The sequence below is a fragment of the Serratia sp. 22264 genome (assembly GCF_052045345.1).
In the GTDB taxonomy this organism is placed as follows: domain Bacteria; phylum Pseudomonadota; class Gammaproteobacteria; order Enterobacterales; family Enterobacteriaceae; genus Serratia; species Serratia plymuthica.
In genome coordinates this window covers 193,844-206,971 of record NZ_JBQEOY010000006.1, presented here as the reverse complement: position 1 = coordinate 206,971, position 13,128 = coordinate 193,844, and the positions used below count along the sequence as shown (strand labels likewise).

At 59.5% G+C, this 13,128-nt stretch carries 10 protein-coding genes; 9 read left to right on the top strand and 1 reads right to left on the bottom strand.

All coding sequences use genetic code 11. The annotated features are described in order from the left end of the window. Positions 1–62: 62 nt before the first annotated feature. The 8 genes from ACTJJ1_RS19725 (at position 63) to ACTJJ1_RS19690 (ending at position 10,220) form a co-directional block, all read left to right on the top strand. Entirely contained in the window at positions 63–1,526 is a 1,464-nt protein-coding gene (locus tag ACTJJ1_RS19725; protein ID WP_440834966.1) for a gamma-aminobutyraldehyde dehydrogenase, read from the top strand. Between the two features lie 73 nt (positions 1,527–1,599). Then, positions 1,600–2,754: a putative ABC transporter substrate-binding protein YdcS gene (gene ydcS, locus ACTJJ1_RS19720; RefSeq protein ID WP_062791754.1), complete on the top strand. Its 1,155-nt coding sequence runs from the start codon at positions 1,600–1,602 to the stop codon at positions 2,752–2,754. 54 nt (positions 2,755–2,808) lie between these two features. Then, positions 2,809–3,837 carry an ABC transporter ATP-binding protein gene (locus ACTJJ1_RS19715; protein WP_004952122.1) on the top strand — a complete coding sequence of 343 codons (1,029 nt, stop codon included), beginning with the start codon at positions 2,809–2,811 and terminating at the stop codon, positions 3,835–3,837. A 7-nt stretch (positions 3,838–3,844) separates the two neighbouring features. Continuing rightward, positions 3,845–4,783 (top strand): ABC transporter permease, encoded by a 939-nt coding sequence (locus ACTJJ1_RS19710; protein WP_373282276.1) that lies wholly within the window; start codon positions 3,845–3,847, stop codon positions 4,781–4,783. Beyond that, positions 4,773–5,579 (top strand): ABC transporter permease, encoded by an 807-nt coding sequence (locus ACTJJ1_RS19705; protein ID WP_006327351.1) that lies wholly within the window; start codon positions 4,773–4,775, stop codon positions 5,577–5,579. The genes ACTJJ1_RS19710 and ACTJJ1_RS19705 overlap by 11 nt, the downstream gene beginning before the upstream one ends. A 35-nt stretch (positions 5,580–5,614) precedes the next feature. Continuing rightward, positions 5,615–7,039 (top strand): aminobutyraldehyde dehydrogenase, encoded by a 1,425-nt coding sequence (gene patD, locus ACTJJ1_RS19700; protein WP_062791752.1) that lies wholly within the window; start codon positions 5,615–5,617, stop codon positions 7,037–7,039. 86 nt (positions 7,040–7,125) lie between these two features. Beyond that, on the top strand, positions 7,126–9,036 hold the full coding sequence (locus ACTJJ1_RS19695) for an NAD(P)-binding protein (protein ID WP_122288985.1): 1,911 nt from the start codon (positions 7,126–7,128) through the stop codon (positions 9,034–9,036). Then, positions 9,033–10,220 (top strand): c-type cytochrome, encoded by a 1,188-nt coding sequence (locus ACTJJ1_RS19690; protein ID WP_440834961.1) that lies wholly within the window; start codon positions 9,033–9,035, stop codon positions 10,218–10,220. Before ACTJJ1_RS19695 ends, ACTJJ1_RS19690 begins: the two co-directional genes overlap by 4 nt. Positions 10,221–10,261: 41 nt before the next feature. Here ACTJJ1_RS19690 and hmpA read toward each other — a convergent pair whose 3' ends face one another. Continuing rightward, complete coding sequence (hmpA, locus tag ACTJJ1_RS19685; RefSeq protein WP_440834959.1) at positions 10,262–11,452, bottom strand: NO-inducible flavohemoprotein; 1,191 nt, start codon at positions 11,450–11,452, stop codon at positions 10,262–10,264. A gap of 374 nt (positions 11,453–11,826) precedes the next feature. Here hmpA and glyA point away from each other — a divergent pair, with 374 nt between their 5' ends. Further along, positions 11,827–13,080, top strand: coding sequence for a serine hydroxymethyltransferase (glyA, locus tag ACTJJ1_RS19680; RefSeq protein ID WP_004952110.1), 1,254 nt, complete (start codon positions 11,827–11,829; stop codon positions 13,078–13,080). Positions 13,081–13,128 lie beyond the last annotated feature (48 nt).

Sequence of the window (13,128 nt, the reverse complement as noted above, 5' to 3'; positions counted from 1 at the left end):
TCTGATTAAAACTAACTTATTCACATTTTGTTAACGTTTTCGTCACTCAGGGGCAGCAGGCAATGACAGATGTGCATTTCCTTACAGGCTTGACCTGTCAGCAATTTATTAACGGTGAGTCGGTCGAAGGCGAAGGCCAGCAAGAGTGCATCGTTAATCCCGCCAATGGCGAAACGCTGGTTTCGATTACCGAGGCTTCATCGGCGCAGGTCGGCAGCGCGGTCAAGGCTGCACAACAGGCTTTTGGTCAATGGTCGCGTACCACCCCGGCTTACCGAGCTTCTATTTTGTTACGCATCGCCGACGCCATCGAGCGGCAGGCCGAGTATTTGGCAGGGTTGGAAGCGCTTAACTGCGGCAAGCCGCTGCACCAGGCACGCAGTGACGATCTCCCGGCAGCCATCGACGTTTTCCGCTTTTTTGCCGGCGCAGTACGTACCCAGCAGGGGCAGCTAGCCGGCGAATATATCGAAGGGCACACCTCAATGATCCGCCGCGATCCGATCGGCGTGGTGGCCTCGATTGCGCCGTGGAATTATCCGCTGATGATGGCGGCATGGAAAATCGCCCCGGCGCTGGCAGCGGGCAACACCGTGGTATTCAAACCTTCCGAACATACCCCGTTGAGCATTTTGGCGCTGGTGCCTGCATTGCAGGAGATCCTGCCGCCGGGGGTGCTGAACGTTCTGTACGGCGGCGGGGAGGGCGTCGGCAGCCATTTGGTCGGCCACCCGCAGGTTCGGCTGGTATCGGTGACCGGCGACATCGTGACCGGGCAAAAAATTCTGCAGGCGGCGGTGAAAAGCGTCAAACGCACGCATCTGGAACTGGGCGGTAAAGCGCCGGTGATTGTCTGTGACGATGCCGATCTCGACGAGGTGGTCAGCAGCATCCGCACCTACGGCTATTACAACGCCGGCCAGGATTGCACCGCCGCCTGTCGTATCTACGCGCAGGCGGGGATTTACCCGAAGCTGGTGGACGCGTTGGGTGAGGCCGTCGCCAGCCTGCGCTTTGCCCGCAAGCGCGATGAAGACAACGAAATAGGCCCGCTGATCAGCAGCCGTCAGCGCGATCGCGTCGCCAGTTTTGTCGAGCGGGCGCTTAGCCAGCCGCATATCGAATTGATCACCGGTGCCGCCGCGCACTCCGGCCCGGGGTTTTACTACCAGCCAACGCTGCTGGCCGGTTGCCTGCAAAGCGATGAGATCGTTCAGCGCGAAGTGTTTGGCCCGGTCGTGAGCGTAACCCGCTTTGACCATCTGGAGCAGGCGGTCAACTGGGCCAACGATTCCGAATACGGGCTGGCCTCATCGGTATGGACGCAGAATATCGACAAGGCGTTGCATATCGCAGCCCATCTGCAATACGGCAGCACCTGGATCAACACCCATTTCACCCTGGCGAGCGAGATGCCACACGGCGGCCTGAAGCGTTCCGGCTACGGTAAGGATCTTTCCAGCGATTCGCTGCAGGATTACAGCGTTGTAAGACACGTAATGGCGAAATTCAAAGCCAGCTTCTAGCGGTTTCATAAAGCAAAAAACCGCGGCAGCCGTTCCCTGCCGCACACAGATACGCAACACAGGGGTAATTACGATGGGAAAAACTACCGCAGTCACCACCACGCTCTCCGCACTCTGTATCACCGTGCTTTGCGGCTTGGCCCAGGCGGCCGAGTTGCCGCAGGCGCTCGGTAAAGGCGAAGGACGGCTGGATATCATCGCCTGGCCCGGTTACATCGAGCGCGGCCAGTCCGACAAAAACTATGACTGGGTCACCCAGTTTGAGAAACAAACCAGCTGCGCGGTGAATGTGAAAACCGCCGCAACCTCCGACGAAATGGTCAGCCTGATGGCCAAGGGCGGTTACGATCTGGTCACCGCGTCCGGCGACGCCTCACTGCGATTGATCCTCGGCAAGCGGGTACAACCGATCAATACCGCGCTGATCCCCAACTGGAAAAGCATCGACCCGCGCCTGCTGAACGGCGCCTGGTACACCGTGGACGGCAAAACTTACGGCACGCCGTATCAGTGGGGGCCAAACCTGCTGATGTACAACACCAAAACCTTCCCGACACCGCCGGACAGCTGGGGCGTGGTGTTCCAGCAACAGAACCTGCCGGACGGCAAAACCAATCAGGGCCGGGTGCAAGCTTACGACGGGCCGATTTATATCGCCGATGCGGCGCTGTTCCTGAAGGCCACTCAGCCGCAACTTGGCATCAGCGATCCGTATCAGCTTAATGAAGAGCAGTATCAGGCGGCGTTGAAGCTGTTGCGTACTCAACACGCGTTGATCCACCGCTATTGGCACGATACTTCGGTACAGATGAGCGATTTCAAAAATGAAGGCGTGGTCGCTTCCAGCGCCTGGCCGTATCAGGCCAACGCCCTGAAAGGCGAGGGCCAGCCGATCGCCACGGTCTTCCCTAAAGAAGGGGTTACCGGCTGGGCGGATACCACCATGCTGCATGCCGACGCCAAACACCCGAATTGCGCCTATCAGTGGATGAACTGGTCGCTGGAGCCGAAGGTGCAGGGCGACGTGGCCGCCTGGTTCGGTTCAGTGCCGGCCTCCCCGGCGGGCTGCAAGGCCAGCGCGCTGCTGGGCGAGAAGGGCTGTGAAACCAACGGTTTTAATCAGTTCGACAAGATCGCCTTCTGGAAAACGCCGCAGGCGCAGGGCGGCAAGTTCGTGCCGTACAGCCGCTGGACGCAGGACTATATCGCCATCATGGGTGGCCGCTAACGAACGGGGGCGCAGCTCGCTGCGCCCAAACAGCATCAGTGTGGAGCGTACATCATGACCATTGCCGTGCAATTTATCGATGTTTCGCGGACCTTCGGCGATGTTCGCGCCGTAGACCGGGTGTCTATCGAGATCCAGGACGGAGAATTTTTCTCCATGCTCGGGCCTTCCGGCTCGGGGAAAACCACCTGCCTGCGGCTGATCGCCGGTTTTGAGCAACTGAGCGCCGGCTCGATCCGCATACACGGGCAAGAAGCCGCCAACCTGCCGCCCTATCAGCGTGACGTGAATACCGTGTTCCAGGATTACGCGCTGTTCCCGCACATGTCGGTGCTGGAAAACGTCGCTTACGGGTTGATGGTCAAAGGCGTCGCCAAACGCGAACGGCTGGCGCGTGCGCAGGAGGCGCTGGACAGCGTGGCGTTGGGGTTTGTGGCCGAACGCAAACCGGCGCACCTTTCGGGTGGCCAGCGGCAGCGCGTTGCGTTGGCCCGAGCCCTGGTCAACCGGCCACGGGTGCTGTTGCTGGATGAACCGCTCGGCGCGCTGGATCTCAAACTGCGTGAACAGATGCAGGGCGAACTGAAAAAGTTGCAGCGCCAGTTGGGCATCACCTTTATTTTCGTTACCCACGATCAGAGCGAAGCGCTGTCGATGTCCGATCGCGTGGCGGTGTTCAACAATGGCCGAATCGAGCAGGTCGATGCGCCGCGTGAGCTGTATATGCGGCCGAGGACACCGTTCGTCGCCGAGTTTGTCGGCACCTCCAACGTGGTGCGCAGCGAACTGGCGCAGCGGTTGCTTGGCCAGACCGCCACCTTCTCGATTCGCCCGGAGCATATCCGCCTGGCGGATCAGGCCGGTGCGGCACCGGATGAAATCCAGGTGCAGGGCAGGTTGCAGGAGATCCATTATCAGGGCGCGGCAACGCGTTATGAAATCGCGCTGAGCAGCGGCGAAAAACTGCTGGTCAGCCAGGCAAATCCCCAGTGGCATGCCGGCGGGCAGCAGCGTTTGATCGGGCAGCCGGTCACCGCCTGCTGGTCGCGTGAGGCGATGGTGCCGCTGCTGGAGGAGAGGTGAGATGGATATGAGCATCGACTTTCCCGCGCCGCGCCGCGGTACTCTGCGCGCTCTGTCGACCTGGTTCTATCGCCGCCCGACGCTGTATCTGTTGCTGCTGTTGGTGCCGCCGCTGCTGTGGTTTGGCGCGGTGTATCTCGGTTCGCTGTTGACGCTGCTGTGGCAAGGGTTCTACACCTTCGACGACTTCACCATGACGGTGACGCCGGATCTGACCTTCGACAACCTGCGGGCGCTGTTCAACCCGGCCAACTACGACATCATCCTGCGCACCCTGACGATGGCGGTGCTGGTGTCGCTGGCCAGCGCGGTGCTGGCGTTCCCGATTGCCTATTATATGGCGCGCTACACCAGCGGCCGCGTCAAAGCGTTCTTCTACATTGCGGTGATGATGCCGATGTGGGCCAGTTATATCGTCAAGGCCTATGCCTGGACGCTGCTGTTGGCTAAAGACGGCGTAGCCCAGTGGTTCCTGCAACACCTCGGGTTGGAACCGGTACTGGCGGCAATCCTGAGCGTGCCGGGCGTAGGGGGCAACACTCTGTCGACCTCCGGGCTGGGGCGTTTTCTGGTGTTCGTGTATATCTGGCTGCCGTTCATGATTTTGCCGATCCAGGCTGCGCTGGAGCGTTTGCCGCCTTCGCTGTTGCACGCCTCGGCGGATCTGGGCGCGCGCCCGGCGCAGACTTTCCGTTACGTGATCCTGCCGCTGGCGGTGCCGGGCATTGCTGCCGGGTCGATATTCACTTTCTCGCTGACGCTGGGGGACTTCATCGTGCCGCAGTTGGTGGGGCCGCCGGGTTACTTTATCGGCAGCATGGTGTACGCCCAACAGGGGGCGATCGGGAATATGCCGATGGCGGCGGCCTTTACCCTGGTGCCGATCGTACTGATCGCGATTTATCTTTCCATTGTGAAACGTCTGGGGGCCTTCGATGCACTCTGAACGCGCGCCGTTAGGGCTGAAGTTGGCCGCCTGGGGCGGTTTGATCTTCCTGCATTTCCCGCTGGCGATTATCGCCATCTATGCCTTCAACACCGAGGATGCTGCGTTCAGCTTCCCGCCAAAGGGGTTTACGCTGCATTGGTTCAGCGTGGCCGCCGGCAGGCAGGATATCCTCGATGCGATGCTGCTTTCGGCGCAAATAGCCGCGCTGGCGACCGCCGTGGCGCTGGTGCTGGGCACCCTGGCGGCAGCGGCGCTGTATCGGCGTGATTTCTTCGGCAAGGACAGCATTTCGCTGCTGCTGCTGTTGCCGATCGCGCTGCCGGGCATCGTCACCGGTCTGGCGCTGCTGGCGGCGTTCAAGGCGCTGAATATCGAGCCGGGGGTGCTGACCATCGTCATCGGTCATGCCACCTTCTGCGTGGTGATCGTGTTCAATAACGTGATTGCCCGTTTCCGCCGCACCTCTTACAGCCTGATCGAGGCGTCCATGGATTTGGGCGCCGACGGTTGGCAAACCTTCCGTTACGTGATTTTACCCAACCTGGGGTCGGCGCTGCTGGCCGGCGGCATGCTGGCGTTCGCGCTGTCGTTTGACGAAATCATTGTCACCACCTTCACCGCCGGACATGAGCGCACGTTGCCGCTGTGGTTGCTAAACCAGCTCGGCCGACCGCGCGACGTGCCGATCACCAACGTGGTGGCGTTATCGGTGATGTTGCTGACCATGATCCCGATTTTGGGCGCCTATTACCTGACTAAAGGCGGCGAAAGCGTCGCCGGCAGCGGCAAATAATTTCCTAACCAGACATCTTACAAAAGGATAACCCTATGCAAAGCCAACTGCTGATTAACGGTCAACTGGTTACCGGCCAGGGGACGTCGCTGCCGGTGTATAACCCGGCGACCGGAGAGGTGATCTTGCAGGTAGCGCAAGCCAGCCTGGAGCAGGTGGATCAGGCGGTGCTGGCGGCCGACGCCGCCTTTGCCGAATGGGGGCAGACCACGCCGAAAGAGCGTGCCGACTGCCTGCTGAAGCTGGCGAATCTGATCGATAGCCACGCGGAAACCTTTGCCCGGCTGGAATCGCTCAACTGCGGCAAACCTTATCACTGCGTGCTGAACGACGAACTGCCGGCAGTGGCCGACGTATTCCGCTTCTTCGCCGGTGCCAGCCGCTGCCTGAGTGGGCTGGCGGCCGGCGAGTATCTGGCCGGGCATACCTCGATGATCCGCCGCGATCCCCTGGGCGTGGTGGCCTCGATTGCACCCTGGAACTACCCGCTGATGATGGCGGCGTGGAAGTTGGCCCCGGCGCTGGCGGCGGGCAATTGCGTGGTGATTAAACCGTCGGAACAGACCCCGCTGACCACCTTTAAGCTGGCCGAACTGGCCGCCGGGCTGTTCCCGCCGGGCGTGCTTAACGTGCTGTTCGGCCAGGGGGCCGGGGTCGGCGATCGGCTGACCGGCCATGACAAGGTACGAATGGTGTCGCTCACCGGTTCGATTGCTACCGGGGAACACATTATCGCGCATACCGCGCCGGGCATTAAGCGCACCCATATGGAGCTGGGGGGCAAGGCGCCGGTGCTGGTGTTTGATGATGCCGACCTGCAACAGGTGGTAGAAGGCATCCGCAGTTTTGGTTTTTACAACGCCGGCCAGGACTGCACCGCCGCCTGCCGCATTTATGCCCAGAAAGGCATTTACCCCGAACTGGTGAAGCGGCTGGGCGAGGCGGTCGCCAGCCTGAAAATAGGGCCGCCGGAGGACGAAAGCAGCGAGCTTGGCCCGCTAATCACCGCCCAGCATCTGGAGCGGGTGGCGGGATTTGTCGAGCGGGCGAAGGCGTTGCCGCATGTGCAGGTGGTGACCGGCGGTGAGCGAGTTAGCGGCCCCGGCTACTATTTCCAGCCGACGCTGCTGGCCGGTACGCGGCAGGACGATGAAATCGTGCAGCGGGAGGTGTTCGGCCCGGTAGTCACTATCACCGAGTTTGACGATGAGGCGCAGGTGCTGGCCTGGGCCAATGAGTCCAACTACGGGCTGGCATCGTCGTTGTGGACCCGTGACGTGGGCCGTGCGCATCGGTTGAGCGCCCGCCTGCAATACGGCTGCACCTGGGTGAATACCCATTTCATGCTGGTGAGCGAAATGCCGCACGGCGGCCAGAAGCTGTCGGGCTACGGCAAAGATATGTCGATGTACGGGTTGGAGGACTACACCGCGATCCGGCATGTGATGTTTAAACATTGATTTTACTGTGTTTACCCGCACAATAGCGCACCTTCAGGCCGGTGTTGACCGGTCTGATTGATAATAAGAATTGAAAGGAAGCTAATATGGGAATCACCCGACGCGATTTTCTCAACGGGGTGGCGATCACCATCGCCGCCGGGCTGACGCCGCTGCAAATTCTGCGCGCGTCCCCGCAAACCGCCAATCAAACCCTGTATTATCCGCCAGCGCTGACCGGGCTGCGCGGTAACCATCCGGGCTCGTTCGAGCACGCGCACCAACTGGGGCGCGACGGTAAGGCATTCGATTTCGGCAGCGTACCCGCTACGGAAGAGTTTGACCTGATCGTGGTCGGTGCGGGCATCAGCGGGCTGGCCGCCGCCTGCTTCTGGCAGCAGATGAAGGGCACACAGCAGCGTATTTTGCTGATCGACAACCACGATGACTTTGGCGGCCACGCCAAGCGTAATGAATTCAGCAGCGAAAACGGCACTATTCTCGGCTATGGCGGCAGTGAGTCGCTGCAATCACCACGCTCGAACTTCAGCCCGGTGGCGATGGGGCTGCTGCAAAAACTCGGCGTCAGCATCGACAACCTGGAAAAGGCGTTCGATAAAACTTTCTACCCGGATCTGAACCTGAGCCGCGGCGTCTATTTCGATCGTAAAAACTTCGGCGTCGACAAAGTGGTGAATGGCGATCCGGGGCGTATGGTGGCGGATGATATTCCGCGTGATCGGCTTAATGGCCGCTCCTACGAAGCCTTTATCGGCGATTTCCCGCTGCCGGAAAGTGACCGACAGGCGCTGATCGCGCTGCACACGGTGGACAAGGATTATCTGCCGGACCTGACTCAGGAACAAAAGAGCGAATGGCTCGACAAGCACAGTTATACCCAGTTCCTGCGTGAAAAGGTCGGTCTGAGCGAAATGGCTATCCGTTATTTCCAGCAGACCACCAGCGATTTCCAGGCGGTGGGTATCGACGCCACTTCGTGCAGCGATGCGCGCATCTGCGATCTGCCCGGCCTGAACGGCATGAATTTGCCGCCGCTGGATGAGGAGTCGCAGGCGGATCTCGACGATCCTTACGTGTTCCACTTCCCGGATGGCAACGCCACGCTGGCGCGCCTGATGGTGCGTCATCTGATCCCGGCGGTGGCGCCGGGCGGCAAGGATATGAACGACATCGTGCTGGCGAAGTTCGACTACAGCCGGCTCGATCGGCCGGAATCGCCTGTAAAACTGCGCCTGAACAGTACCGGCTTGCACGCGGCGAACGTCGGCGACAAGGTTGAAGTGACCTATATGACCGGCGAGAAAATGACCAAGGTGCGCGCCGGGCAGGTGGTGATGGCCGGTTACAACATGATGATCCCGTATCTGGTGCCGGAAATGTCGCATGAGCAGCAAGAGGCGCTGAAGCAGAATGTGAAATCACCGCTGGTGTACAGCAAAGTGGTGATCCGCAACTGGCAGCCGTTTATCAAGCTGGGTGTGCATGAAGTGTATTCGCCGACCGCGCCTTATTGCCGCGTGAAGCTGGATTATCCGGTAAGCATGGGCGGTTATGAACATCCTCGCGACCCGAATCAGCCGATTGGCCTGCATATGGTGTATGTGCCGACGCTGGCGGGCAGCGGGCTGAGCCCCCGCGAACAGTCGCGCAAAGGCCGCGCCTTGCTGCTGGGCACACCGTTTGAGGTGCATGAGCAGATGATCCGCGAACAGTTGCAGGGCATGCTGGGTTCCGCCGGTTTCGACCATCAGCGCGATATTCAGGCGATCACCGTTAACCGCTGGTCGCACGGCTATTCCTACTTCCTCAATGGGCTGTTTGATGATGAAGAGGAGGCGAAAAAAATCATTGAGACGGCGCGTAAGCCGATAGGCAAGATTGTCATAGCCAACTCGGATTCGGACTGGAGCCCGTACGCCAACTCGGCAATCGATCAGGCATGGCGCGCGGTCAATGAACTGGCCTTCGGCCAGGCGGCCGTCAAGGAGGGAGCATGAGTCTACGTTCATGGTATCTGCTGACCTTGCTGGCGGCGGGCGGTTCGGCTCAGGCGATGTCGGCCGGGGAATACGTGGCCAAGGCCGGTGACTGCACCGCCTGCCATACCGCGCCGGGCGGTGCCTTGCTGGCCGGCGGCATGAAGTTCCCGACGCCGCTGGGCGCTATTTACGCCACCAATATCACGCCGGATAAGCAGCACGGCATCGGCGCCTATTCTTTTGACGAGTTTGACCGCGCCATGCGCCAGGGCATCGCCAAAGATGGCCATCGCCTGTATCCGGCGATGCCCTATACCTCTTACGCCAAGATGAATGCGGCGGATATGCGCGCGCTGTACGATTATCTGATGCAGGAAGTGCCGGCGCAGAACGCCGCCAACCGCGCCAGCGATATCAGTTGGCCGTTGTCGATGCGTTGGCCGCTGGCGGTTTGGAATCAGCTGTTCCATGACGATGCCCAATATCGGCCGGACAGCGGGCAGAGCGCCGAGTGGAACCGCGGTGCTTATCTGGTGCAGGGCGCAGGCCACTGCGGCAGTTGCCATACGCCGCGCGGCTGGGCAATGCAGGAAGAAGGGCTGGACAGCAGGGAACCGGCCTTCCTGAGCGGGGCCGAGCTGGACGGTTGGTTCGCGTCTAACCTGCGCGGTATGCCGCAGGAAGAGGTGGCGGCACTGTTGAAAACCGGCCGCAGCCGACATGCTGCGGTGGCCGGGCCGATGAGCGAGGTGGTCACCCACAGTACGCAGTATCTTACCGATGGCGACCTGAACGCCATTGCCACTTATCTGCACAGCCTGGCGGCGGAAAAACCTCCGGCAGAGAAAGCCGTTGCCCCGGTGGCCGGCAGTCAACAGGCCGGGCAGCGCACCTATGCAATGTACTGTTCAACCTGCCACGGCAATAAAGGCGAGGGCAGCGACAACACCATTCCGGCATTGGCAGGCAACGCGACGGTGACGGCGGACAATCCGCTGACGGCGCTGCGAGTCTTGCTGGAAGGGGCGCAAACGCCGATCACTCAACAGGCTACCGCGATCGCCATGCCAGGTTACGGCTGGGCATTGAATGACCGGCAGGCGGCCGATCTGATGAGTTACTTACGCGGAAGTTGGGGCAATCAGGCTGGGGCGGTAACGGCGCAGCAGGTGCAGGAAGCGCGTAAGCTGGCGGAGAAATAACGGTGGGGCGCGGTGCTGTTCATAGACCGCGCCCCTTTTGATTACAGTACTTTATGCGGGCCGAAGCATTCGTAATGGATGCGTTCGGCGCTCACGCCCATTTCCAGCAGTTGTTTGCCGACATGCTGCATAAACGGCACCGGACCGCAGAAGTAGTAATGCATCTGTGGATCGTCGAGCGTTTCGCGCAGTGCGCTGAGGTCCATCAACCCGCGGCTCTGATAATCGCGGCCTTCCACGTCGTCGGTGCCCGGCTCGCGGTACCAGACGTGACTGCTCAGGTTTGGCATGCGGCCGGCGATATCAGCCACTTCATCTGCGAAGGCGTGAACGCTGCCGTTTTCCGCTGCGTGCAACCAGCGCACGTTCGCCTGATGTTGGCTGTCGTGCAGGGCATTGAGCATACCGAGCATGGGCGTTTGGCCTACGCCGGCGGAGATCAGGGCTACCGGAGTGGTTGGCTGCACGTCAAGGAAGAAATCCCCGTGCGGCGGAGCAAGGTAAATCACGTCGCCCTCTTTGGCCTGCTGATGCAGGAAGTTCGAAACCTTACCTTGATCTTCACGCTTCACCGCGATGCGGTAGTATTCGCCGTTAGGCGCGGTGGTCAGTGAGTATTGGCGGATTTCCTGATTTTCCATGCTGTCGTGATTGATATAGACCGCCAGATATTGCCCCGGCTTGAAGTCAATCACGCGGCCACCGTCCACCGGCGCCAGCACGAAGCTGCAAATCACGTCGCTTTGCGGCTGCTTTTTGACAATGCGGAAAGCGCGCCGTTCGCGCCAGCCGCCATTCGCGTTTTCACTTTCCTGATAAATCTGGCCTTCACGCTGGATGAATACGTTCGCCAATACGCCGTAGGCCTTGCCCCAGGCATCCAGTACTTCCTGGCCTGGGCTGAACATTTCGTCCAGCGTCGCCAGCAGGTGGCCGCCGACGATTTGATACTGCTCCGGCTGGATATTCAGGCTGGCGTGCTTTTGGGCAATACGCTCTACCGCCGGCAGCAACGCCGCCAGATTTTCGATATTGGCGGCATAGGCGCAGATCGCATCGAACAACGCCTGGCGTTGATCGCCGTTGCGCTGGTTATTCATGTTGAAAACATCTTTCAACTCAGGATTGTGTTCGAACATGCGATCGTAGAAATGGGCGGTCAGTTTAGGCCCGGTCACGGCCAGCAAGGGGATTGTGGATTTTACGGTGGCGATGGTTTGGCTATCCAGCATGGTTGCGCTCCTTTGGCTTCAATTATTGGTATATTTAAAAAGTTGCATATTAAATGCATCTTTATGTTTGCGCAAATACTAGCGATTTCAGCCGGGGCTGTAAATACCCTTATTTTTGTTGCGGCGTTGTTAAGCGTCGATCTCGCTCACAGAACATGAAAAAACCGCATCCTCAGCATGAGTAAAAGTCCGTTGCCGGATGGCGTGATATATAGGATCAAAGCCTTGCAGCGCCTTATGCCAATCGTTTGCGTAAAAACCTCTGTCAAGACCTATCCTCGGTAGGGGAAAACAGTTTACACTGTTGCCCAGAACCCAACCGGGTAGTTATTTGGTGATTTTTTAGTTAGCCGATTTAAGTCAGGAGATGCCGGATGTTAAAGCGTGAAATGAACATTGCTGATTACGATGCCGAACTGTGGCGTGCAATGGAGCAAGAAGTCGTGCGTCAGGAAGAGCACATTGAACTGATTGCGTCTGAGAACTACACCAGCCCGCGCGTAATGCAGGCTCAGGGTTCCCAGTTGACCAACAAATACGCTGAAGGCTATCCGGGCAAGCGTTATTACGGCGGCTGCGAATATGTGGATATCGTTGAGCAACTGGCCATCGATCGTGCTAAAGAGCTGTTTGGCGCAGATTATGCCAACGTTCAGCCGCACTCCGGCTCCCAGGCTAACTTCGCCGTCTACACCGCGCTGCTGCAGCCGGGCGACACCATTCTGGGCATGAACCTGGCGCACGGTGGCCACCTGACCCACGGTTCGCCGGTCAACCTGTCCGGCAAGCTGTACAACGTGGTGCCTTACGGCATCAACGACAAAGGCGAAATCGACTACGACGATCTGGCCAAGCAAGCGCAGACCCACAAACCAAAAATGATCATCGGCGGCTTCTCGGCCTTCTCCGGTCTGGTTGACTGGGCAAAAATGCGTGAAATCGCCGACAGCATCGGCGCTTACCTGTTCGTTGATATGGCGCACGTTGCGGGCCTGATCGCCGCCGGCGTTTATCCGAACCCGGTTCCGCACGCGCACATCGTTACCACCACCACCCACAAAACCCTGGCGGGCCCGCGTGGCGGCCTGATCCTGGCGAAGGGCGGTGATGAAGATCTGTACAAGAAGCTGAACTCCGCCGTATTCCCTGGCGGCCAGGGCGGCCCGCTGATGCACGTGATCGCCGGTAAAGCGGTGGCGCTGAAAGAAGCGATGGAGCCTGAATTCAAGGTTTACCAGCAGCAAGTTGCCGATAACGCCAAAGCGATGGTGAAGGTGTTCCTGGAGCGCGGCTACAAAGTGGTTTCCGGCGGTACTCATAACCACCTGTTCCTGCTGGACCTGGTTGACAAAAACCTGACCGGTAAAGAAGCTGACGCCGCCCTGGGCCGCGCCAACATCACCGTGAACAAAAACAGCGTGCCAAACGATCCTAAGAGCCCGTTCGTTACCTCTGGCATTCGTATCGGTACGCCGGCTGTGACCCGTCGCGGCTTCAAAACCGCTGAAGTGACTGAGTTGGCCGGTTGGATCTGCGACGTGCTGGACAACATCAACGATGAAGCCACCATCGAACGCACCAAGAAGAAAGTGCTGGATATCTGCGCCCGCCTGCCGGTCTACGCATAATTCTGCTTTCTCTTTAAAAACCCGCTTCGGCGGGTTTTTTTATGCCTG

Excerpts from the sequence above, each read along its gene's own strand:
- ACTJJ1_RS19710 (WP_373282276.1), top strand. The coding sequence starts at position 3,845 with ATGAGCATCGACTTTCCCGCGCCGCGCCGCGGTACTCTGCGCGCTCTG.
- patD (WP_062791752.1), top strand. The coding sequence starts at position 5,615 with ATGCAAAGCCAACTGCTGATTAACGGTCAACTGGTTACCGGCCAGGGG.
- ACTJJ1_RS19690 (WP_440834961.1), top strand. The coding sequence starts at position 9,033 with ATGAGTCTACGTTCATGGTATCTGCTGACCTTGCTGGCGGCGGGCGGT.
- ACTJJ1_RS19705 (WP_006327351.1), top strand. The coding sequence starts at position 4,773 with ATGCACTCTGAACGCGCGCCGTTAGGGCTGAAGTTGGCCGCCTGGGGC.
- ACTJJ1_RS19695 (WP_122288985.1), top strand. The coding sequence starts at position 7,126 with ATGGGAATCACCCGACGCGATTTTCTCAACGGGGTGGCGATCACCATC.
- ACTJJ1_RS19715 (WP_004952122.1), top strand. The coding sequence starts at position 2,809 with ATGACCATTGCCGTGCAATTTATCGATGTTTCGCGGACCTTCGGCGAT.
- hmpA (WP_440834959.1), bottom strand. The coding sequence starts at position 11,452 with ATGCTGGATAGCCAAACCATCGCCACCGTAAAATCCACAATCCCCTTG.
- ACTJJ1_RS19725 (WP_440834966.1), top strand. The coding sequence starts at position 63 with ATGACAGATGTGCATTTCCTTACAGGCTTGACCTGTCAGCAATTTATT.
- ydcS (WP_062791754.1), top strand. The coding sequence starts at position 1,600 with ATGGGAAAAACTACCGCAGTCACCACCACGCTCTCCGCACTCTGTATC.
- glyA (WP_004952110.1), top strand. The coding sequence starts at position 11,827 with ATGTTAAAGCGTGAAATGAACATTGCTGATTACGATGCCGAACTGTGG.